Source organism: Roseomonas elaeocarpi (assembly GCF_042433915.1).
In the GTDB taxonomy this organism is placed as follows: domain Bacteria; phylum Pseudomonadota; class Alphaproteobacteria; order Acetobacterales; family Acetobacteraceae; genus Roseomonas; species Roseomonas elaeocarpi.
Map to the genome: position 1 here is coordinate 47020 of NZ_JBHLUN010000012.1, position 21817 is coordinate 68836.

At 72.7% G+C, this 21817-nt stretch carries 20 protein-coding genes; 7 read left to right on the top strand and 13 right to left on the bottom strand.

The genetic code is table 11. The features are described 5' to 3' along the window. Position 1: 1 nt before the first annotated feature. The 4 genes from ACFFGY_RS16780 to ACFFGY_RS16795 all read left to right on the top strand — a co-directional run bounded on the left by ACFFGY_RS16780 (position 2) and on the right by ACFFGY_RS16795 (position 5968). The gene (locus ACFFGY_RS16780; protein ID WP_377045662.1) at positions 2 to 1510 is read left to right on the top strand and encodes a tripartite tricarboxylate transporter permease; all 1509 of its coding nucleotides are present in this window, start codon (positions 2 to 4) and stop codon (positions 1508 to 1510) included. Between the two features lie 162 nt (positions 1511 to 1672). Then, entirely contained in the window at positions 1673 to 3034 is a 1362-nt protein-coding gene (locus ACFFGY_RS16785; RefSeq protein ID WP_377045663.1) for a patatin-like phospholipase family protein, read from the top strand. 181 nt (positions 3035 to 3215) lie between these two features. After that, the gene (mdoH, locus tag ACFFGY_RS16790; RefSeq protein ID WP_377045664.1) at positions 3216 to 5030 is read left to right on the top strand and encodes a glucans biosynthesis glucosyltransferase MdoH; all 1815 of its coding nucleotides are present in this window, start codon (positions 3216 to 3218) and stop codon (positions 5028 to 5030) included. Further along, complete coding sequence (locus tag ACFFGY_RS16795; RefSeq protein WP_377045665.1) at positions 5027 to 5968, top strand: LysR family transcriptional regulator; 942 nt, start codon at positions 5027 to 5029, stop codon at positions 5966 to 5968. The genes mdoH and ACFFGY_RS16795 overlap by 4 nt, the downstream gene beginning before the upstream one ends. Here the strand turns inward: ACFFGY_RS16795 and queE are convergent. Further along, on the bottom strand, positions 5965 to 6651 hold the full coding sequence (gene queE / locus ACFFGY_RS16800; protein ID WP_377045666.1) for a 7-carboxy-7-deazaguanine synthase: 687 nt from the start codon (positions 6649 to 6651) through the stop codon (positions 5965 to 5967). The two genes, ACFFGY_RS16795 and queE, sit on opposite strands and share 4 nt — an antisense overlap. Continuing rightward, positions 6648 to 7202 (bottom strand): 6-pyruvoyl trahydropterin synthase family protein, encoded by a 555-nt coding sequence (locus tag ACFFGY_RS16805; RefSeq protein ID WP_377045667.1) that lies wholly within the window; start codon positions 7200 to 7202, stop codon positions 6648 to 6650. The genes queE and ACFFGY_RS16805 overlap by 4 nt, the downstream gene beginning before the upstream one ends. Before the next feature lie 281 nt (positions 7203 to 7483). On the opposite strand from ACFFGY_RS16805, the gene ACFFGY_RS16810 reads away from it, so the two are divergent. Continuing rightward, the gene (locus tag ACFFGY_RS16810; RefSeq protein ID WP_377045668.1) at positions 7484 to 7702 is read left to right on the top strand and encodes a DUF1674 domain-containing protein; all 219 of its coding nucleotides are present in this window, start codon (positions 7484 to 7486) and stop codon (positions 7700 to 7702) included. Positions 7703 to 7940: 238 nt separating this feature from the next. On the opposite strand, the gene ACFFGY_RS16815 is transcribed toward ACFFGY_RS16810, so the two are convergent. The 6 genes from ACFFGY_RS16815 to ACFFGY_RS16840 all read right to left on the bottom strand — a co-directional run bounded on the left by ACFFGY_RS16815 (position 7941) and on the right by ACFFGY_RS16840 (position 14690). Further along, positions 7941 to 9158 carry an MFS transporter gene (locus tag ACFFGY_RS16815; protein WP_377045669.1) on the bottom strand — a complete coding sequence of 406 codons (1218 nt, stop codon included), beginning with the start codon at positions 9156 to 9158 and terminating at the stop codon, positions 7941 to 7943. 463 nt (positions 9159 to 9621) lie between these two features. Next, on the bottom strand, positions 9622 to 11556 hold the full coding sequence (gene acs, locus ACFFGY_RS16820; RefSeq protein WP_377045670.1) for an acetate--CoA ligase: 1935 nt from the start codon (positions 11554 to 11556) through the stop codon (positions 9622 to 9624). Positions 11557 to 11780: 224 nt separating this feature from the next. Next, on the bottom strand, positions 11781 to 12095 hold the full coding sequence (locus ACFFGY_RS16825) for a hypothetical protein (RefSeq protein WP_377045671.1): 315 nt from the start codon (positions 12093 to 12095) through the stop codon (positions 11781 to 11783). 255 nt (positions 12096 to 12350) lie between these two features. Next, entirely contained in the window at positions 12351 to 13088 is a 738-nt protein-coding gene (locus tag ACFFGY_RS16830; protein WP_377045672.1) for an ABC transporter ATP-binding protein, read from the bottom strand. Between the two features lie 2 nt (positions 13089 to 13090). Then, complete coding sequence (locus ACFFGY_RS16835; protein WP_377045673.1) at positions 13091 to 13927, bottom strand: ABC transporter permease; 837 nt, start codon at positions 13925 to 13927, stop codon at positions 13091 to 13093. A 142-nt stretch (positions 13928 to 14069) separates the two neighbouring features. Further along, positions 14070 to 14690, bottom strand: a complete 621-nt coding sequence (locus tag ACFFGY_RS16840) for an outer membrane lipoprotein (protein WP_377045674.1) — start codon at positions 14688 to 14690, stop codon at positions 14070 to 14072. A 379-nt stretch (positions 14691 to 15069) separates the two neighbouring features. Between ACFFGY_RS16840 and ACFFGY_RS16845 the strand changes: the two genes are divergently transcribed. Both ACFFGY_RS16845 and ACFFGY_RS16850 read left to right on the top strand, forming a co-directional pair. Then, the gene (locus ACFFGY_RS16845) at positions 15070 to 16635 is read left to right on the top strand and encodes a transglycosylase SLT domain-containing protein (protein ID WP_377045675.1); all 1566 of its coding nucleotides are present in this window, start codon (positions 15070 to 15072) and stop codon (positions 16633 to 16635) included. A gap of 131 nt (positions 16636 to 16766) precedes the next feature. Then, on the top strand, positions 16767 to 17078 hold the full coding sequence (locus ACFFGY_RS16850) for a hypothetical protein (RefSeq protein ID WP_377045676.1): 312 nt from the start codon (positions 16767 to 16769) through the stop codon (positions 17076 to 17078). Positions 17079 to 17265: 187 nt separating this feature from the next. On the opposite strand, the gene ACFFGY_RS16855 is transcribed toward ACFFGY_RS16850, so the two are convergent. From ACFFGY_RS16855 to ACFFGY_RS16875, 5 genes are read right to left on the bottom strand one after another with little or no spacing between them, the layout of a single operon-like run. Further along, positions 17266 to 18081, bottom strand: coding sequence for a MetQ/NlpA family ABC transporter substrate-binding protein (locus ACFFGY_RS16855; RefSeq protein ID WP_377045677.1), 816 nt, complete (start codon positions 18079 to 18081; stop codon positions 17266 to 17268). A gap of 11 nt (positions 18082 to 18092) precedes the next feature. Next, entirely contained in the window at positions 18093 to 18911 is an 819-nt protein-coding gene (locus ACFFGY_RS16860; protein ID WP_377045678.1) for a MetQ/NlpA family ABC transporter substrate-binding protein, read from the bottom strand. Between the two features lie 14 nt (positions 18912 to 18925). Then, the gene (locus ACFFGY_RS16865; protein ID WP_377045679.1) at positions 18926 to 19753 is read right to left on the bottom strand and encodes a MetQ/NlpA family ABC transporter substrate-binding protein; all 828 of its coding nucleotides are present in this window, start codon (positions 19751 to 19753) and stop codon (positions 18926 to 18928) included. Between the two features lie 39 nt (positions 19754 to 19792). Then, on the bottom strand, positions 19793 to 20464 hold the full coding sequence (locus tag ACFFGY_RS16870; protein ID WP_377045680.1) for a methionine ABC transporter permease: 672 nt from the start codon (positions 20462 to 20464) through the stop codon (positions 19793 to 19795). Continuing rightward, on the bottom strand, positions 20461 to 21543 hold the full coding sequence (locus ACFFGY_RS16875; RefSeq protein WP_377045681.1) for a methionine ABC transporter ATP-binding protein: 1083 nt from the start codon (positions 21541 to 21543) through the stop codon (positions 20461 to 20463). Before ACFFGY_RS16875 ends, ACFFGY_RS16870 begins: the two co-directional genes overlap by 4 nt. Between the last annotated feature and the right edge of the window lie 274 nt (positions 21544 to 21817).

Consider the following 21817-nt stretch of genomic DNA (forward strand, 5'->3'; position numbering starts at 1 on the left):
CATGGACGTCTGGTCCGGTCTGGCGCTGGGCTTCGGCAACGCGCTCTCGATCACCAATCTCGGCTGGGCGCTGCTGGGCTGCTTCCTGGGCACTGCCATCGGCGTGCTGCCGGGCATCGGCCCGGCGCTGACCATCGCGCTGCTCTTGCCGATCACCTTCCAGGTCAGCGCGCAGGGCGCTTTCATCCTGTTCTGCGGCGTGTTCTACGGCGCGATGTATGGCGGCTCGACCACCTCGATCCTGCTGAACACGCCGGGCGAATCGGGCTCGATCATCACCGCGCTCGAGGGTGCGAAGATGGCGCGCAACGGCAGGGCGGGGCCGGCGCTGGCCACCGCCGCGATCGGCTCCTTCATCGCGGGCACGATCGGCACGCTGGGCATCTCCTTCCTGGGCCCGGTTATCGTCGAGCTGGCGCTGAAGCTGGGGCCGCCGGAATATTTCTGCCTGATGATCCTGTGCTTCGTGACGGTGTCGGCCGTGCTGGGCGGCTCGGCACTGCGCGGGCTGACCTCGCTGGGCTTCGGGCTGATGCTGGGGCTGGTGGGCATCGACCTGCAGACCGGGCAGCCGCGCATGACCTTCGGGCTGGTGGACCTGCTCGACGGCATGGACGTGGTGCTGGTGGCCGTCGCGCTGTTCGCGGTGGGTGAGACGCTGTTCCTCGCCTGGCGCTACGTCGAGGGCAACCAGATCGTCCGGCCGGTGGGCAACATCATGATGAGCCGCACGGACTGGAAGCGTTCCTTCTGGCCCTGGATCCGCGGCTCGGCGCTGGGCTTTCCCTTCGGCGTGATGCCGGCGGGCGGCACCGAGATGCCGACGATGCTGAGCTATTACGCCGAGCGCCGGCTGGTGAAGCCGGAGCACCGGCACGAGTTCGGCACCACCGGCGCGATCGAGGGCGTGGCGGGGCCGGAAGCGGCCAACAACGCCGCGGCCGCCGGCATCCTGGTGCCGATGCTCACCCTGGGCCTGCCGACCTCGGCCACGGCTGCGATCATGCTCAACGCCTTCCAGAGCTACGGCATCCAGCCAGGGCCGCTGCTGTTCACCACGCAGGCGGAGCTGGTCTGGACGCTGATCGCCTCGCTCTACGTCGCCAACGTCATGCTGGTGGTGCTGAACCTGCCGCTGGTGGGGCTCTGGGCGCGCATCCTGAAGATCCCGCAGCCGCAGCTCTACGCCGGCATCCTGGTCTTCGCGACGATCGGCACCTACGGCATCAGCAACTCCGTGACCGACCTGATCCTGCTGTATGGCCTGGGCGTGGTGGCGATGTTCATGCGCCGCTTCGACTTCCCCACCGCGCCGGTGGTGATCGGCATGATCCTGGGGCCGATGGCGGAACAGGCGATGCGGCAGGCGCTGACGATCTCCCAGGGCGACTGGACCGTGTTCCTGACGCGGCCGGTGTCGCTGGCGCTGCTGCTGCTGGCGGGTTTCGCGCTGCTGGCGCCGCCGGTCTTCGGCGTCATCGCGCGCCGCCGGGCCGCCGCGACGGCCTGAGCGCGCGACGGCCGCCGGGTGCGACAGCCCGGCGGCCACGAGCGGGGCCCGGACCTTGGCCCGCTCGCATCCTGGCGAGGCGCCCCAACGATGCCCGCCGCACCGGCGTTGCTGCGTCGTGATGACCAGACACAGCCGCAACCGACACCGATGATCCCGCACATGACGGAGCCTCGCACCGCCGGCGAACGCCCGGGGACGGTGGCGCTCGTGCTGTCGGGCGGCGTGGCGCTCGGCAGCTTTCATGCCGGCGCCTATGCCGCGCTGCACCCCGCCCTGCCGCCGGACTGGGTGGTGGGCGCCTCGGTGGGGGCGATCACCGCGGCGATCCTGGCCGGCAACCCGCCGGAGCGCCGCGTGGCGCAGCTGCGCCGCTTCTGGGAAGGGCTGGCCGACGATCCGGTGCTGCCCTGGCGCTTCTGGCTGCCGGCGCCGCAGGGGGGCCCGCTGCGGGAGGTCACCAACGAGGCCAGCATCCTGCGCAGCCACCTGTTCGGCCGTCCCGGGCTGTTCCGCCCCCGCGCGCCCGGCGAGGACCCGACGCGCCCCGGCCTCTACGACCTGTCGCCGCTGCGGGCACGGCTCGACGCGCTGGTGGATTGGGGGCGGCTCAACAACGGGGCGCTGCGCGTCAGCCTCACCACCACCGACCTCGTGTCGGGGGAGCGCGTGGTGTTCGACAACCGCCTGGGCAGCCGGATCGGCGCCGGGCACGTCCTGGCCTCCGGCGCGCTGATGCCCTTCTTCGCGCCGGTCGAGGTGGAAGGGCGGCTGCTGGGCGATGGCGGGATGAGCGGCAACCTGCCGCTGGACCTGGTGCTGGGCCGCGGCGCGGGCTCCCACGCGGAAACGGCGCCCGCGCCCTCGGACGCCGTGGGGCGCGACGCGGTGCCGGGCGGCAACCGACCGAGCAGCGCTGCCACGGGTGGGAGCGCGCCGGAGGGTAGCGGGGGCGAGCAGTCGCGCGGCGACACCGCGGAGGTGGGCGATCCGGAGGCCCCCACGAGCGGCCGGCCGGGCGACGGCGCCTCGCAGGGCGTTGGCCCGGCGGAGGATGGGGGCGATCTGCTGTGCTTCGCGGTGGAACTGTTCAGCCGCCGCGGCCGCGCGCCGCGAAGCTTCGGCGCCGCGGTGGGGCGGGCGGAGGACGTGATCTTCGGCAACCAGAGCCGCCGCGTGCTGGAAGGCTGCCAGCGCGAAGCCGAGCTGCGGGCGGTGATCGCCCGGCTGGGCGAGCACCTGCCGCCGGAGCTGCGCCGCGACCCGGCCGTGGCGCCGCTGCTGCGCGAAGGCCAGCGGCAACGGCAAACCCTGCTGCTGCTGGAACACCGCGCCTCGCCCGAGGAAGCCGGCGGGCTGAAGGTGATGGACTTCTCGGCGACCTCGCTGCGCGAACGCTGGAACCATGGCGAGCAACAGATGCGCGCGGCGCTGCGGCTGCTGGACGACCTGCCGGAGGAGCCGCCCGGCGCCGCGCCGGCCGGTGGGCTGTGGGTGCACGAGGTTCCGGAGGTCCCGGGCTGAGGCCGCGTGGCCGGAACCCGCGATCCGCCGGGGGTGCGGTGCTTCCGGGCGCCACTGCCCTGCCCCGCGGCAACCGCGGCGCCGCGCGGGGCGGACCGCCCCCCTCCGCCCGGTGGCAGCCATGGGGCGCCCGGAACCGTCCCGCCTCCGCCGAGGTGGGGAAATGGTCTAGAGCGGAAGCGTGCCCGATGACCCGCCCCCGCCGCCCGACGGCGTCCTGCCACCCCCCTCGCCCTTTCCGCCCGATCCCGTGGCGCGGCGGCGGGTGGTGTTCGTGCTGCTCTGCGCCCTTACCGCGCTGGCGCTGCTGTGGCTGTTGTGGCGCGCGCTCTCGCCCGGCGGCTGGACGGTCTGGGAGGTGGTGGTGCTCCTCTGCTTCGCCGGCACCGTGCCCTGGTCGGCGATCGGCCTGGCCAATGCCGCGATCGGCCTCGCGATCCTGCTGCGGCACGGCGCGGCGGTGGATGCGGCGCGGGCGGTGATGCCGCAGCTGGGTGCCCCGCCGGCACCCGGGCAGCCGCCGCTGCGCACCGCGCTGCTGTGCTGCCTGCGGCGCGAGCCCATGGCCGCGGTGCTGCCGCCGTTGGAACGGCTGCTCGACGGGCTGGAGGCGGCCGGGGCCGGCGGGCGCTTCGCGCTGTGGTTCCTGTCGGACACGCCGGCGGCTGAGGCGGCGATCGAGGAGGCGGCGGTGGCGCGCTTCCAGGCCGGGCGCGGGACGGGCGGTGAAGGGCGGGTCGCGGTGCATTACCGCCGCCGCACCGACAATGCGGGGTTCAAGGCCGGCAACGTCATGGAGTTCCTGGACCGCCGTGCCGGGGGGTGGGACCTGTTCCTGCTATTGGACGCCGACAGCGAGATGACGGCGCCGGCGGTGCTGCGGCTGGTGCGCTGCATGGAGGCGGACCCGGCGCTGGCGGTGGTGCAGCCGCTGATCGTGGGCCGGCCCGCCGACACCGCTTTCACGCGGCTGTTCCAGTTCGGCATGCGCGCCGGCATGCGCGCCTGGGCCACGGGGCAGGCTTGGTGGCAGGGCGACGACGGGCCCTACTGGGGGCATAACGCGGTGCTGCGGATCGCGCCTTTCCGGGCGCATGCGCGGCTGGCGCCCTTGCCGGACGGGCGGGCGATCCTGTCGCACGACCAAGTGGAGGCGGTGCAGTTGCAGGCCGCCGGCTGGAAGCTGCGCTGCCTGCCGCTCGAGGATGGCAGCCTGGAAGGCAACCCGCCGGCCATGCCGGAATTCCTCGCCCGCGACCAGCGCTGGGGCGAGGGCAACATGCAGTACCTGTCGCTGCTCGGGCGGCCGGGGCTGCGCGGGATGGGGCGCTGGCAGCTGTGCCAGGCGATCCTGTTGTTCCTGGGGGCGCCGCTCTGGCTCCTGCTGGCAGGGGCGGCGGTGATGAATGCCGCCACGGGCGGCGGGGCGGCGACGCCGGACGGGGCGCTGGCGGCGGCGATCGCGGCCACCTGGGTCTGTGCCTACAGCTCCAAGCTCGCGGCCTATGCCGAGCTGATGCTGCGCCCCCGGCGCGCGGCGCCTTATGGCGGCCGGCTGGCGGTGCTGCGGGGCGCCGTGGCGGAGCTGGTGTTCACCGCGCTGTTCGACCCGGTGAGCCTGTTCAATAAGGGCTTCTTCCTCCTTGCCCTGCCGCTGCGGCGCTGGCGTGGGAAGGGTGGCAACTGGGCGGCGCAGCGGCGCGAGAGCGGCGGCGTGGGCTGGGGCGCGGCGCTGCGGCTGCTCTGGCCGCACACGCTGCTGGGGTGGTGCGCGCTCCTCGCCCTGGCCACCGTGTCGCCGGCGGCGCTGTTCTGGGGCGGCTGCTTCCTGCTGGGCCCGGCCTTGTCGGTGCCGCTCTGCGTCGCCACGGCCTCGCCAAGGCTGGGGGCGGCGATGCGGCGATGGGGGCTGGCCGCCACGCCGGAGGAGGTGGCCGCGGGCGCCGCCCACCCCGTGCCGCGCGGCTTCGTGGCCGGCGGAGTGGCGGCCTCGTGAGCGGGCTGGAGAAGCTCGACCTCAACCTCCTGCGGGTCTTCGACGCGGTGGCGCAGGAGCGGCACGTCACCCGCGCGGCGGCGCGGCTCAACCTGTCGCAGCCGGCGGTGAGCAACGCGCTCAACCGTTTGCGCGCGGCGCTGGGCGACGAGCTGTTCCTGCGCGCCCCGGGCGGGGTGGAGCCGACGGCGCTGGCGATCTCGCTGGCCGCCCCGGTGTCGGAGATGCTGGGCCGCCTGGGCGAGGTGCTGGCGACCCAGGCCCCTTTCGACCCGGCCACCACCGAGCGCGTCTTCCCCGTGGCCTTCAGCGAATATGCCGAGGCGGTGCTGGCGCCGCCGCTGCTGGCGCGCATGCTGCGCGAGGCACCGGGTTGCCTGCTGGCGATCCGCCACGGCGACCGCACCAACGCGCTGGCGCTGCTGGAATCGGGCGAGGCGCAGCTGGCGGTGGGGATGCTGGGGGAGCCGCCGGGCCTTTACACCCGCCTGCGCCTTCTGTCGGAAGGCTTCCTGGTGATTATGCGGCCGGACCACCCGCTGGCCGAGGGCGAGCTGACGTTGGAGCGCTTCCTCGGCGTGCCGCACCTGCTCCATTCGCCCAACGGCTCCCGCGACGGGGCGCTGGACCGAGTGCTGCGCGAGATGGGCCTCACCCGGCGCCTGGGCGCGGTGGTGGCGCACCTGGCGGCGGTGCCCGAGATCCTGCAGCAGACCGGGATGGTGATGACGCTCTCGGCCCGCCTCGCCCGGCGGCTGGCGGACACGCAGGGGATGGTGCTGCGCCCCGTGCCGCTGGACGCGCAGCACACGCGGCTGTCGCTGGTGTTCCACCGCCGCTTCGAGGCGGATGCCGGCCATGCGTGGCTGCGCCGCACCGTGCTGGACGTGGCGCGTGGCGTCGGCGCCAGAGTGGAGACGGAGGTGGCGGAGCCCTAAGGGATCCCCAGCAGCTTGTGCGTCTGGAGGCTGAGCTGCCATTGCGGGTGGCGCAGGCAGAATTCCAGTGCCAGGCGGGTGTTCTCCACCTGGTTCGGCCCGTCCATCGGCTGCACGGCGAAGCGGCGGAAGCGCAAGCCTTCCAGCGCTTCCGGCTCCAGCCCCGGCTGCGGCACCACAAGCTTGAGCTCGTCGCCCTCGGTCAGGCGCAGCGGCGCGCCGGCCTTGGGGCTGACGCAGACCCAGTCGAGCCCCGGCGGCGCCGGGGCGACCGTGCCGTTGGTTTCCACCGCCACCTCGAAGCCGCGCGCGTGCAGCGCCTCGATCAGGGCTTCGTCGAGCTGCAGCAGCGGTTCGCCCCCGGTGCAGACCACGAAGGGGCGGCCGCGCCCCTCCTGCGCCCCAGGGCCGGTTCCGTGTTGGTCCGGGGCTCCTGCGCCGGGAATGGGCCAGAGCGCCGCCACGGCATCGGCCAGGGCCGCGGCATCGGCGTAGCGGCCGCCGTTCTCGCCGTCGGTGCCCACGAAGTCGGTGTCGCAGAAGCGGCAGGTGGCGGTTTCGCGGTCGGCCTCGCGCCCGGACCACAGGTTGCAGCCGGCGAAGCGGCAGAACACCGCCGGCCGCCCGGCCTGCGCGCCCTCACCCTGGAGGGTGAAGAAGATTTCCTTGACCGCGTAGCTCATGCCGCAGCCTCCGCGAGAGGGGCGGGCAGGTCGTTGATGCTCATGTCGGGGCGGGTCCACCACGGGCTCCGGCCCGGGGGGGCGGCGGGCAGGGCTGCCAGCGGATCGCCCTCGAAGATCACGGCGTTGGTGGGCGTTTCCTCGAGGCGGATCTCGCGGCAGCGCAGCCGGCCGCCATCGGCCGCGAGGAAGCTGCTGAGCTTCGCCATCAGGCAGCAGGCCAGCGCCTCGGTGGTAGGGTCGCCCGGCGTCACCAGGATGCGCGCGGCCCGCCCCGGCTCGTGCCGCAGGAACCACAGCAGCAGCGGGTCGCCCTCACCCAGTTGGAGGGCGTGGTCCACGGCGGTGTCGATCCAGCGGTGCCAGGTCGCCTTGGCGCGCTCGAAGGGCTCCACCATGTTGGCCGCCCCGTCGAGGCGCCCGGGGTTCACAGGCTCCAGCCGCACCGTCACGGTCTCGTTGTGGCCGTGCGGCAGGGCGCATTTCTCGGAAGCGCCCGAGATCAGGCGGTGGCCCATGCTGAAGCGGCGGCTGAAGACGAGGCTGAACATGGACGGTTCCGAACTGGGAGGTTCCCGGGAGGCGTTCCGTGGACCTCTTCCTGCGGCCGGCAGAGTGGTGCCGTTGCCGGGTTGAAGGACCTGGATCCCCGCGGGTTGCCGTGGAGCGGACGTGCGGTGCCGGGGAGGCGCGGCCGCACCCAGGCGTGAGGCGGCGCGGCTTCTAGCACGATTGCGCCCGGGTGCCGCAATGCAGCGCCGCAACAACCGTGCCGGGCACCGCCCGCCCGAGGGGCGTTTTCGCCGGGGGTCCGCGACGCCATATGCGCAGGATGAGCCAGAATCCCAACCCCTCCCCCACGCCTGCCGACCAGGCGGGCGCCGCCCCCTCACCCTCCGCCGACACGCCCGCGCAGGGGGGAGCGCCCGCGGAAAGCAACACGCCGCAGGAGGCCGCCCGGCACCTGCCACCCGAGATCGGCGGCCCCAAGGGGCCCGAGCCCACCCGCTACGGCGATTGGGAGCAGAAAGGGCGCGTCACCGACTTCTGAGCCTCGTTCAGGGCCTTTCCCGGGCGCTGGGTTTTGCCACCGTCCGGCGGCGGCACGCAGCCTTCCGAATGGTTCACAGCACGGAACATGCCGCGAACGTAGTGGTGGTTCGGGAGCCGGGCCAACCACTACGGCTTGTGGTGGAAGAACAAGTCACGGTTCGCGCCGAGTCGCGCCGCCGACTCGGCAGGCAGGCTGGTGATCTGCCAACGGTGGGGCCGCGAAGTTCGTGTCCTGTTCACGCTCCGACTCGGACGGTGCGGCCCACCGCCGCGGCGAGCCAGAAACCCAGCACCACCAGCCCCACGGCGCTGGCCGCCAGCGTCGGCACGGTGCCGAACCCCGTCTGGGCCAGGGCGAACAGGGCCGGCCCGAGGGACTGACCCATGAAGAAGCTGAAGGCGTGCAGCGCCACGGCGGAGCCGCGTGCCAGGGGCGCCACCTCGGTGACGCGTACCTGGATGCTGTTGTGCAGCATGAAGTAGCCGAGCCCGAGCACCAGCGTCGCCAGCACCACCACCGCCAGCGCGGGCGCGATCGCCACCAGGATCAGCCCGGCGGCGGCGCAGGCACCGCCCAGCCGCATCATGTTCTCCTGGCCGATGCCACGAACCAGCAGCGGCGCCAGCGCGGCGTAGCCGAAGCCGCCCAGGCCGAAGGCACCCAGCGCCAGCCCGGCCTCGGCCGTGCCGCCGATCCCGCGCAGCGCCAGGATCGCCGCCAGGAAGGGAAAGATGCCGAACACCAGCAGCCCCTCGACCGCCACGCCGCCGAACAGGCGCAGGGCCAGCGGGTTGGTCAGGATCTCGCGGTAGCGCAGCAGCGCCAGGGAAGGATCGAGGCGGCCCCGCGCCGGGTCGGGGGCACGGCGGGCATCCCAGCGCAGCACCAGCCCCGCCAGCAGCGTGGCCAGGGCGCAGGCCGCCAGCACGCCGCGCCAGCCCAGCACGCCCGCGAAAAGGCCCGACAGCGCACCGCCCGCCACCTGCCCGCCGATCGCGCAGGCCATGAAGCGGCTCATCGCCACCTGCCGCTGCGCCATGGGCACGGCATCCCCGAAGGTGGCCAGCGCCAGCGGGGTGATGCCGCCGGCCGCCAGCCCCGCCAAGATGCGCGAGGCGAACAGCAGCGGCAGGCTGTTCGCGAAGGCCCCCAGCAGCAGCGCCGCCGTCAGCAGCAGGGCACAGACCACGATCACCCGCCGCTTGCCCAGCGCATCGCCCACCGGCCCCAGCAGCGGCTGGATCAGCGCGTAGGGCAGCGCGTAGGCGGAGGCCAGCAGCGCCACGCGCTCGGTGGAGGCGGAGAAGTCGGCCGCGACCGAGAGCAGCAGCGGGTCCAGCGCCCGCGTGGTCAGCGCCGAGGCGAAGCCCGCCAGGCCGAAAACCAGCACGAGGCGGGCGGTGGAGGGCACTGCCAGCGGAGCCTCGACACGCGAAGGGGTGGCGTCGTTCATGCGCCGCATTGGTGACGGGCACGGCCGGGGCGGCAAGGCCAGGGCAGACCGATCCGGGCGCGGGGACGGCGGTTGGTCGGCAGGTGTGGCGCTGGGGCCGTGATCCGGGGTGGCGCCGTGGCCGAGAGGGAGAAGGAATTCTCCCTCCCGGACCCTCCCTCATCTTTTTTCGGGACGCTGCCGCGGGGTGGTTGTGGCTGGGTCGCGAAGAGGGTTTGGGTTGTTCCTCAGGATGAATGGCGCTGGCGGAAAGGTTCGTGCGCCCGAGGCCCACGGCCTCGGGCGAGCCACGGCGCCGCACGGGCTGCAGATCAATAATTTTCCCAGATGCGGGCCGGCCCGGCGTTCCGCGCCCCCGCTCACCACCGCCCCGCGGCAGCGTCCACGCGGGGTCCGGGGAGGCCGTTGCCTCCCCGGCGGAGGGTCCGGGAGGCAGCGCCTCCCGGGAAACGGCGTCCCCGGATCAGCCGACGCGATTGTCGATCAGGTCGCCCACCACGGTCGGGTCCGCCAGCGTCGAGGTATCACCCAGCCCGTCCACCTCGTTGGCCGCGATCTTGCGCAGGATGCGGCGCATGATCTTGCCCGAGCGCGTCTTGGGCAGGCCTGGCGCCCACTGGATCGCGTCCGGCGCGGCGAAGGGGCCGATTTCCTTGCGTACCCAGGTGACGAGTTCCTTGCGCAGTGCCTCGGTGGGTTCCTCGCCGGCATTGAGCGTGACGTAGGCGTAGATGCCCTGGCCCTTGATGTCGTGCGGCATGCCCACGACCGCGGCCTCGGCGACCTTGGGGTGGGCAACCAGGGCGCTCTCGATCTCGGCGGTGCCCATGCGGTGTCCGCTCACGTTGATCACGTCGTCCACGCGGCCGGTGATCCAATAGTAGCCGTCCTCGTCGCGCCGGGCGCCGTCGCCGGTGACGTAGACGCCGGGGAAGGTCGAGAAGTAGGTCTGGATGAAGCGCTGATGGTCGCGGAACACGGTGCGCATCTGCCCGGGCCAACTGTCGGTGATCACGAGGTTGCCCTCGGCCGGGCCGGTGAGCGTGTTGCCGTCGTTGTCGAGCAGCGCCGGCTGCACGCCCGGCAGCGGCAGCGTGGCGGAGCCGGGCTTGAGCTCCACCGCGCCGGGCAGCGGGGCGATCATCAGCCCGCCCGTCTCGGTCTGCCACCAGGTGTCCACCACGGCGCAGCGCTCGTCGCCGACCACGCGGTAGTACCAGAGCCAGGCTTCCGGATTGATGGGCTCACCCACCGAGCCCAGGATGCGCAGCGACTTGCGCGAGGTGCGCTTCACCGGCTCCTCGCCGTCGCGCATCAGCGCGCGGATGGCGGTGGGCGCGGTGTAGAAGATGTTGACTTGGTGCTTGTCGATCACCTGCCAGAAGCGGGAATTGTCGGGCCAGGAGGGCACGCCCTCGAACATCAGCGAGGTCGCGCCGTTCGCGAGGGGTCCGTAGACGATGTAGCTGTGGCCGGTGACCCAGCCCACGTCGGCGGTGCACCAGTAGACCTCGCCCGGGCGGTAGTCGAAGACCAGCTCGTGCGTGAAGCTGGCCCAGACCATGTAGCCGCCGGTGGTGTGCAGCACGCCCTTGGGCTTTCCGGTCGAGCCCGAGGTGTAGAGGATGAAGAGCGGGTCTTCCGCGTTCATCCGCTCCGGCTCGCAGCTGGGTTCCACGTCGCGGCACAGGTCGTCCCACCAGTGGTCACGCCCTTCCTGCATCGGCACCTCACCGCCGGTGACGCGGGCCACCACGACGTTGCGGATGGTGGGCGAGGATTTCAGCGCCTCGTCGGCATTGGTCTTGAGCGGCACGCGGCGTCCGCCGCGGCGGCCCTCGTCTGCGGTGATCAGCAGCGTGCTCTCGCAGTCCTGGATGCGGCTGGCGAGGCTTTCGGCCGAGAAGCCGCCGAACACCACGGAATGGATCGCGCCGACGCGGGCGCAGGCCAGCATCGCCACCGCGGCCTCCACCACCATCGGCAGGTAGATGGTGACACGGTCGCCCTTCTTGACCTCCAGCTTGCGGAGCACGTTGGCCAGGCGGCAGACGCGCTCGTGCAGCTCGCGATAGGTGACCTTGGCATCGTTGTTCGGGTCGTCGCCTTCCCAGATGATCGCGACCTGATCGCCCCGCTCCGCGAGGTGGCGGTCGAGGCAGGACACGGAGGCGTTGAGCTCCCCGTCCTCGTACCAGCGGATCGAGACGTCACCGGTGAAGGAGGTGTTCTTGATGCGCGTCGGCTCGCGCATCCAGGCAACGCGGCGGCTCTCGTGTTTCCAGAAGACGTCGGGCTCGTCGCGGGCGGCGGCGACCATGGCCTCGCGCTTCGAGGCATCCACGTGGGTGCCTGCCAGAACATTGGGCTTCACGGCGATGCGCGTGTCGTCGGTCATGGCGGTTCCCCTGGCCTTGCGAAGCTTTGTTGCGGGGGATTTGGGGACGGCTGCCGGGGTGCCGTCAAGCGGCGCGGCCCGCGAGGCAGCAAGGCCGCAACGGGAACAGCCCGGTCAGGGGCGGCCGCTCGGCCCCCGCAGGTCGAGCGCGCCCCTGGCTCAGGCCAGTGCGCGGACAGACAAGCGACGGACAGCGCGTTCCGGCGCGCTGCCCGTCGTTTCACTCAGCGATAGTAGCGCGGCGGCGGACCGCGACGGTAGCCCGGCGGCGGGCCGTGCCAGCGACGCGGCGGCGGACCATGCCAGCGACGCGGCGGCGGGCCGCGCCAGCGGCGGGGCGGCGGACCGCGGTAGTAGCGCGGCGGCGGGTAGTACTGGGCTTCCTGCAACAGGGCCGGCGCGGCGGAAACGGGACCGGCACCCGCGACCAGCGGTGCAGCATGCGGCACCGCGGCCTGTGCCTCGCCCGATCCGACCGCACCCAGGCCCAGACCACCCAGCGCGGGGATCAGCAGCAGGGCGAATAAAGCTTTACGCAAAATCGGCTCCTTCCGGCTCTCGTTTAGCGTCACCCGGGATCAAACAGCGCTCCAGGAGCCTCAATGTTTCACCTGGCCGGAGGCCAGGGCGCGACCGAGGCGAGGTGCTTTCAGGGCAGGTGGGACGATTTCGTGGCACGCCTGCCGACGGCCCGGGCCGGAGCGGAAGACGCGGCCTGCCGGATGGCGGCGCGACGGCCACCCGGAGGCGCAGGTGGCGCGACGATGGGCGACAGGGGAACGGCACGGGCGGCTTCAGCCCGGCGGCGGTCCCAGGACGTCCTCCACGGTGCCGTCGGCCACGATGCGGCCGGCGTCGAGGCGGATCACCCGGTTGCACCAGCGGCGCACCGTGTCCTCGCTGTGGGTGGCGATCACCATGATCTCGGCATTGGTGACGAGGCCGCGCAGGCGTTCCTCGGCGCGCTCCATGAAGTCGGCGTCGCCCACCGAGAACCACTCGTCCATCAGCAGGATCTCGGGCTGCATCGCGGTGGCGACCGCGAAGGCGAGGCGCACGCCCATGCCGGCGGAATAGCCGCGGATCGGCACGTCGAGGAACTCGCCCAGGCCGGAAAAGGCGGCGGCCTCCTCCTCCATGTGCTGCATCTCGGCCTCGCTCAGGCCCCGGAACAGCCCGCGCAGGCGGATGTTCTCGCGGCCCGTGGAGTCCTGGTCCATGCCGGCGGAAGGGTCGATCAGCGTGCCGATCGTGCCCTGGACGCGCAGGCTCCCGCCCACGGGCTCGTAGATGCCGGCCAGGGTGCGAAGCAGCGTGGTCTTGCCGGCGCCGTTGTGGCCCATCAGCGCCACGCGCTCCCCATGGCCGATGGTGAAGCTGAGGTCTCGCAGCGCGCTGACCACGACGCGGTTGGCCTCGTCGGTCTTCACGCGCACGGCGGCCTTGGCCAGCAGCCGCTTCTTCAGCGAGCGCGCGGAGACGTGGTAGAGCGGGAACTCGATCGCGAGCCCGCGTGCCTCGATGCTCGGCATGGTCAGACCCAGAAGGCGAGGCGTCCGCGGAAGCGGACAAAGAAGGCGAGCGAGATCACCACGGCCGCCACGGTGTAGAGCGCGGCGCCCAGCCAGGCGTCCCAGCCCCCGCCGCCATCCACCAGCGGGCCGCGCACGACCTCCAGCAGGTCGTAGAAGGGATTGAGCGGCAGCAGCGACGCCCAGTAGCCGGTCAGCTGGTCGGCCTTCCATATCACCGGGCTCAGGAAGAAGGCCAGCTGCATGACGTTGGCCACGATCTGCGCGATGTCGCGGAAGCGGGCGCAGAGCATGCCCAGCAGCAGCGCCGCGGCCAGCGCGTTGACCAGCAGGACCAGCAGGCCGGGGATGAGGAGCAGCACCTCGGCGCCCGGCCAGCGGTTGAAGATCAGCAGCACCAGGAACAGCAGCGGGATGTTGTGCGCCGCCGTCAGCGTGTTGCGGAACACGCAGCGCAGCGCGTGGGTGGTATAGGGCAGGCGCATCTGCCGGATCACGCCGTCGGCGCTGGTGAGCGCGGTGCAGGCATCGGTCACGATGCCGTTGATGACGTTCCAGGTCACGAGGCTGACGGCCAGGTGCGGCAGGTAGTCGGTCAGCGAGATGCCCAGCAGGCGCGAATACAGCAGCCCGAGGCCCACCAGCATCGCCGCGGTGGACAGCGTCATCCAGAAGGGCCCGATCACCGAGCCGCGGTAGCGGTTGCGCAGGTCGAGCCGCGCCAGCGCCCAGCTCAGCCGCCAGGCGCGCAGCCCGGCGGCGATGTCCTGCAGCGCCCGGGCTAGGCGGCGCGGATTGGCAGCGTCGATGTCGAGGAGGTTTGCCGGCAGGGCGGTCATGGCCGGCACGCCTAGCCGAAGCGCCTCCGGGCGACAACACCTGCCGCGCCACCGGAGCAATCCGGTGCGGCCATCGGGTGGGGTCGTGAGGCCTGGGGCAGCGGCGCCCGGCGGCGAAGCCGGGCGCGCGCCTCGCGCGTGATCAGCGCGGCGCATAGCTCCCGGCGGGGTAGCCGGGCTGGGCACCGTAAGGCTGGGCCGCGTAGGGCTGAGTCGCCTGCGCGGGGTAGGGGCTGGCGCCGTAGCCGGCCGGTGCCGCGCCCGGCGGCGCGGTGATCGCGCGGCCGATGCGGGCGCGGTCGGCGCCGTAGGAGATGAAGACCCGGTCGCCGACCTGGAGGTTTTCCTCGTTGGTCTGCACCACCGTGATGTCGGGCCCGTTGTCCTGGCCGATCACGAACTCGATCGCGTTGCCGGTGCCGGCGCCGCGCTCGATCGCGTTGCCCGCCAGGCCACCCACCACGGCGCCGCCGAGCGCGCCCAGGATGTTGCCGCGCGTGCTGTGCCCGCCGATGAAGGAGCCGGCGACGCCGCCCAGCCCGGCGCCGGCCACCGTGCCGATGCCGGTCTGGTTGTTCTGCACCACCACGGGGCGGGTGCCCTTGATGACGCCGTAGGTCACGGTGGCCGGCACGCCCAACGCGGCGGAGCTGTAGGTCGCGCCGGTGTTCTGCGGCGCGCAGGCCACGAGGCTGCCGCCGAGCGCCAGGGGCACGAGAAGCAGCCGCAGGCGGCGCAGCGAGGCGGTTCGGGTGACGGGCATGGGCAGCACTCCTTCGTGGTGGCGCGGGTTGTGGCGCCGTGGGTCATCCGGCCCGGGTTCCGGACCGAAGATGGCGCCCCCGCGCCTTTCCTTGTTTGCTCACACGGGCGGATAGAAGGCGTTAACCGCGCGCCCCGTAAAGTGGCCCCGCACACACAGTCCCGACAGTGCCGGCGCCCGTCCGGGCATCTCCCCTTGCTTCGGGCGGGGGGTTCCGTTAGCCCTTCCGGGCGCAGGCGAGGCCTGCATCTGTCAGGGCCGGAGGTTCCGGCGGGCGTGGGGGCGCCTGCAGGGCACGCTTGATCCGGCCGTGACGGCATCACCGATTGGGGGGCAAGGGATGGTCGGTCGCAGCGACACTCAGCGTGGGGCCTTGCCGGTGCCCAAGGGGCGCGGAGCGGGATCCCGTCTGCGAGGCGTTGCGGCCCTGTCGCTCCTGGCCGCGCTCGCGGCCTGCGGCAGCCAGCCCACCGCCACCGGACCGATCGTCGCCAGCACCACCTCGCCCTATTACCACCGCCCCTCGTCCTACGACCCGCCGGGACCGCCGAGCGACCCCTGGGGACCCTATATCCGTGACGCCTCCAAGCGATTCGATATTCCGGAGCGCTGGATCCGCGAGGTGATGCGCCAGGAATCCGGCGGCCGCACCACGGCCACCAGCCCGGTGGGCGCGATGGGGCTGATGCAGGTGATGCCCGCGACCTATGCCGAGCTCGCCTCGCGCTACGGCCTCGGCAACGATCCCTACTTCCCCTACGACAGCATCATGGCGGGCACGGCCTATGTCCGCGAGATGTACGAGCTGTACGGCACGCCGGGCTTCCTGGCCGCCTACAACGGCGGCCCGCGCCGGCTGGAGGACTACCTCTGGGGCGGCAAGAGCCTGCCGGCCGAAACCCGCAACTACGTCGCCCGCATCGGGCCGCGAATCGCGGGCACCGAGCCGAACCGCAAGGCGCCGCCGGAGGTCTACGCCGCCGCCGAGCTGCCGCTGAACATCCCGCCCGGCCCGCGCCGGGGCGACACCGCCACCATGCTGGCGCTGCGCGAACAGCGCCGCGCCGTGGACCCGGGCGTGAAGGTCGCGCGCCTGCCGGCCGGCCCGGTGATCGCCATGGACCCCATCCCCGACGGTTCCACCAGCCCGGCGCCGGTGCAGGTGGCGAGCCTGGGCGGCGGCCCGGTGATCGCCATGGCCCCGATCCCCGACGGTTCCACCAGCCGCTCGAACAGCCCGCAGGGCACCGTGGTGGCCATGGACCCCATCCCCGACGGCTCCACCAGCCGCGCCAACCGCCCGCAGGGCACGGTGATCGCGATGGACCCGATCCCGGACGGCTCCACCAGCCCGGCGCCCTCGGCCGCCGCGCCGCGCGGCGAGGTCATCGCGATGGACCCGATCCCCGACGGCTCGACCTCGCCGCGGGCGGAGCCGCGGCCCGAGCCGGCGCGCACCGAACTGGCCGCGGCCCTGCCGACGCCGCCTTCCTTCCTCGGCTCGGCCCATGCCAGCGAGCGTGGGCTGGCACTGCCGCCGCCGCCCGCGCCGGTGGCGCGCGGTGGGGACAGCCGCTTCGCCGCGCTGGACGTTCCGCCGCCGCGCAGCACCACGCCGCGGACCCTGGGCTTCGTCGGTTCCGCCAGCGCCGCGACGCTGCCGGCCGCCGGCAACATCCGCAGCGCCACGAGCTCGGCGGGCGGCGGCAACTGGGCGGTGCAGGTCGGCGCCTTCGCCAGCGAGAACCTGGCACGCTCGGCCGCCGGCACGGCGCAGCGCCAGATCGGCGGCATGGGCACGCGCGTGATGGTGCAGCCGGTGATGCAGGGCCGCAACGTGCTCTACCGCGCCCGCGTCATGGGCCTGTCGCGTGACGGCGCCCAGGGTGCCTGCGAGCGGCTGCGGACGCAGTGCATGACGCTCTCGCCCGACGCCCAGAGCTAATGGCTGGGGCCTGACGGCTGGCTGACGACGCCCCGCCGGCGGCACGGCGCCGTCGGCGGAAGGACGGCAGTGCTGGACTGGCCGCCGCGGAAACGCCCGGCAGCCCGGCGCAGGAGCGCCGGGGCCCGCCGGTGACGCCGGACGGACGCTATTTCGTGGTGCGCGGGCGCCTTTGGCGCTGCTCCAATCCCGAGCTTCCCCCTGACCTGCGCGATACCTTGGTGCGGCAGCTGATGGCGGCGCGTCGCGACGTCGGCACCGCCGGCCGGCGGGGCGACGAGGCCGCCGTGGCCGCGGCGCGCCGGCGGGTGGATGCTGCCAAGCACGCGCTGGGCGAGCGCGGGCCGGTCTGGTGGGACGACGGGGCGCCGGATCTCAACCGCCACATGGCGCGCAACACGCCCTATGCCGCCTGGTACGCGGCGCTGGGCGGGGATGCGTGACCCCGAGGGCGCGGGCCGCCCGCAGCGCGTCGGTGTCGCCTGGTCCGCGGCGCCGGGCGGGGATGCATGACGATTCCGGGAACGGAACCGGGATGCGCCGGAAAACAGCGCGGCGGGTGGGCCAAGGGGCAGGCCGGGGAATGTCCCCTGCCCCGCGCCGGTCAGGCGCCAGCGATCCCCGCGCCGCTCAAGCGCCGACGATCACCGCGCCGCCGAACTTCTCCGTCACGAAGGCCTTGATCTCCGGCGCCGCGTAGCCGCCCGCCAGGGTCTTCGCCCAGTCCGCCGCGGCGTCGCGGCGCTGCACCACCACGAGGCAGGTATAGGCGCTGTCCGCCGTTTCCACGACGAGGCCGTCCTTCAGCGGGTTCAGCCCGGCCGGCACGGCGTAGTTGCCGGTGATCGCCGCCGCGTCGACGTCGTCCAGCGCGCGGGCGATCTGCGCGGCCTCGAGCTCCACGAAGCGCAGGCGCTTGGGGTTGTCGGTGACGTCGGCCACCGTGGCGCGGAAGTCGACGCCCGGCGTCAGCTTGAAGGCGCCGCCCTGGGCCAGCAGCAGCAGCGCGCGGCCGCCATTGGTCGGGTCGTTGGGAATGGCGACGCGGGCGCCGCTGGGCAGGTCGGCCAGCGACTTGTGCTTGCGGCTGAACACCGCCATCACCGTCAGCACCGTCTTGCCCACGGGCGCGAAGTCGTAGCCGCGCTGCGCCTTCTGCGCGTCGAGGAAGGGCAGGTGCTGGTAGGTGTTGGCGTCGAGATCGCCCGAGGCCAGCGCCGCGTTGGGCTGGATGAAGTCGCCGAACTCGGTGATCCGCACGGCGAAGTCGCGCTTGGCCAGGACGTCGCGCACCTGTTCCAGCACCTGGGCGTGGACGCCGCTGGTGACGCCGACGCGGCAGGGGCGCGCGGTGGTGCCGATCGCGGCGCTGTTCTGGGCGCGCAGCACCGTGGGGGCGAGCAGTCCGCCGGCCGTGGCCAGCAGGAGCGAGCGTCGCTGGGTCATCCCGTGTCTCCTCAGAAGGCTGCCACGACGTTGCCGTGGAAGGTGTCACGAACGAAGTTGCGGATCTCGTCGGTCTGGTAGGCGGCGACCAGGCGCTTCACCCAGGGTGCGTCGCGGTCGGCCTCGCGCACCACGATGAGGTTGGCATAAGGGCTGTCGGCATCCTCGCGCGCCAGCGCATCCTTGGCCGGGTCGAGGCCGGCGATGATGGCGTAGTCGGTGATCACCACCGCGGCGTCCACGTCATCCAGCGCGCGGGGCGTCTGCGCCGCCTCGAGCTCCACGATGCGCAGGCGCTTCGGGTTGTCGACGATGTCGGCCACGGTGGCGCGGGTGTCGATGCCCGGCGTCAGCGTGAGGAGGCCAGCCCTGGCCAGCAGCAGCAGCGCGCGGCCGCCGTTGGACGGGTCGTTGGGGATGGCCACGCGCGCCCCTCGCGGCAGTTCCGCCAGCGCGTGGAAGCGGCGCGAGTAGATGCCAAGCGGGAACACCAGCGTCTTGGCCACGGCGGCGAGCTTGTAGCCGCGGTCCTTGTTCTGCTGCTCCAGGAAGGGGCGGTGCTGGTAGGAGTTGCTGTCGAGGTCGCCCGCGGCCAGAGCCGCGTTGGGCTGGATGAAGTCGGTGAACTCCACGACGCGCAGGATCAGGCCGTCGCGCGCGGCGGCCTCGCGCACCTTCTCGGTGACCTGGGCATGCGGGCCGGCGGTGACGCCGATGCTCAGCGGCCGCGCGGCACTGCCGATCGCGGCGCCCTGGGCCCGCAGCAGGGCCGGGTGCGCCAGCACGCCGCCGGCGGCGACCGTGGCGGCCAGGAGGTGACGTCGCTGCACGATGCGTCCCCCGCTCAGAAGGCCGGCACGACGGAGCCGGAGAAGGTTTCCGCCACGAAGGCCTTCACGTCATCGTTCTGGTAGGCGGCGATCAGCTGCTTCACCCAGGGCGCGTCCTTGTCCGCCTGCCGCACCGCGATGACGTTGGCGTAGGGGCTGTTGCTGCGCTCGATGGCGATGGCGTCGCGCGTGGGGTTCAGGCCGGCGGTGATGGCGTAGTTCGTGTTGATCGCCGCCGCGTCCACGTCGTCCAGCGCGCGCGGCAGCTGCGCGGCCTCGAGCTCCAGCACGCGCAGGCGCTTCGGGTTCTCCACGATGTCCGCCACCGTGGCGTTGCCCTCGAGGCCCGGCGTCAGCTTGAAGGCGCCGGCCTGGGCCAGCAGCAGCAGGCCCCGGCTGCCCTGCGTCGGGTCGTTGGGAACGGCGACCCGCCCGCCCTGCGGCAGCGCATCCACCGACTTGAGCTTGCGCGAGTAGACCCCCATCGGGAAGGTCAGGGTCTTGGCCACCGACACCAGCTTGTAGCCGCGGTCGCGCACGTGCTGATCGAGGAAAGGCTGCGTCTGGAAGGAGTTCGCGTCGAGGTCGCCGGCGTCGAGCGCGGCGTTGGGCTGGACGTAGTCGGTGAACTCGATGATGCGGATCACCAGCCCGTCCTTGGCGGCGATGTCGCGCACCTTCTCCATCACCTGGGCATGCGGGCCGGCGGTGACGCCGATGCGCAGGGGACGCGCGGCGGTGCCGACCGCCGCCTGCGCCAGGGCGGTACCGGGGCGCAGGATCAGCGCGGTAGCGGGAAGCGCGAGGCTGGCGCCCAGGAGGGCGCGGCGGGTGGTGTGCATGGTGTTTTCCCTTGTCCGTTCTTGTTGCGGTGTGTTGGTTCAGCGGCGGCGCACGCGGCGCACGAGCCAGTCGCCGATCGACTGCAGCGCCTGCACGAAGAGGATCAGCACCACCACCACGGTGGCCATCACCTCGGGCATGAAGCGTTGGTAGCCGAAGCGGATGCCGAGATCGCCGAGGCCGCCGCCGCCCACGGCACCCGCCATGGCGGAATATCCCACCAGGCTGACCAGCGTGACGGTGACCGCCGCGATCAGCCCGGGCAGGGCCTCGGGCACCAGCACCTTGAGCAGGATCTGCAGGCGGGTGGCGCCCATGGCGCGCGCCGCCTCCACCACGCCGCGGTCCACCTCGCGCAGTGCGCTCTCGAACAGGCGGGCGATGAAGGCGGTGGAAGCGAGCGCCAGCGGCACGATCGCGGCGGCGGTGCCGATCGAGGTGCCCGCCACCAGCCGGGTGAAGGGCACGATCGCCACCATCAGGATGATGAAGGGCGTGGAGCGCACGGCGTTGATCAGGAGGCCGATCGGCCGGTTCACCCAGGCGTTCGGCCGCAGCCCCCCGTTGCCGGTGCTGTAAAGGGCCAGCGCCAGCGGCAGGCCGATGGCCACCGCGACCAGCACTGAGATCACCACCATCAGCAGCGTTTCCCACGCCGCGTCCAGCATCAGGTCGGTCAGCGTGGGGGTCAGCCAGGGAAGCGTGATCATGCCGCGGCCTCCGCCAGGGTTTCGGGCGTGAGCAGGGTGACGTCGAGGCCGAGCGCGCGCATCCAGGCCGTGCCGGCGTCGAGCTGCGCCGGTGCGCCGTAGGCGGCCAGCGCCATCAGGCCGAAGGGCTCGCCGCCGATCTCGTCGATGCGGCCCGACACGATGTTGAGGTCGAGGTTGAAGCGGCGCGAGGCCTCGCTCACCACCGCGCGGGTGCTGTGGGGCCCGGCGAAAAGGACCTGCAGCAGCCGACGCTCCTCGCCGGGCTCGGGCGCCGGCAGGCGCGCCACGGTGCCGGGCGGCACGGCGTGGCCGATCACCTCCGCCACGAAGCGGCGGGTGGTGGCATGGGCGGGGCGGGTGAAGACGTCGAAGACGCGGCCCTGTTCCTCGACGCGGCCGGACTGCATCACTGCCACGCGGTCGCAGATCTGCTTCACCACGCTCATCTCGTGAGTGATCAGCAGCACCGTCAGGTCCAGCCGGTCGCGGAGCGAGCGGATCAGGGCAAGGATCTCGGCCGTGATCTCGGGGTCGAGGGCGCTGGTGGCCTCGTCGCAAAGAAGGATCTTCGGGCGCGAGGCCAGGGCGCGGGCGATGCCGACGCGCTGCTTCTGGCCGCCCGAAAGCTGCGCCGGGTAGCTGTCGCGCTTGCCCTCCAGCCCGACCAGCGGCAGCACCTCGCGAACCCGCGCCTCGCGCTCGGCACGGGAGATGCCCGCAACCTCCAGCGGAAAGGCGATGTTTTCCGCCACGGTGCGCGAGCTCAGCAGGTTGAAGTGCTGGAATACCATGCCGATGCCGCGGCGCGCCTCGCGCAGCGCCGCGTCGTCGAGCGCCAGCATGTCGCGGCCCAGCACCTCGACCGAGCCGCTGTCGGGGCGCTCAAGCAGGTTGACGCAGCGGATCAGCGTGGACTTGCCGGCGCCGGAGCGACCGACGATGCCGAAGATCTCGCCGGGTGCGACATCGAGCGACACGCCGTCGAGCGCCGCGGTCACGGAGCCGCGCACCCGGAAGCGGCGCACGAGGTCACGGAGCCGGATCGCGGCCCCGGCGGAGGAAGGGGAAACAGGCATGGCGGCAAATCACCCGGGAAGCGTGGTCGGGCCGCGCGGGATGCGCGCGGGCGGCGGTCAGTTCGAGCGGGTGAAACACATGGTGCGACGCATCGCGATCCTCCAACACCGTCGGATGACCCACGAAGCGGGCACAGCCTGCGCGGCCGTCGCTTCCTGGCGCTTTAGCACTTGGTGACGCGGCGCAAGCTGCATCCGTCAAATCGCCCGCGGCCCCCTTCCCGGCGCGGCGCTGCCACGGAGCCGGAACGAGGACGGGGCGGAGGTAGGGAGA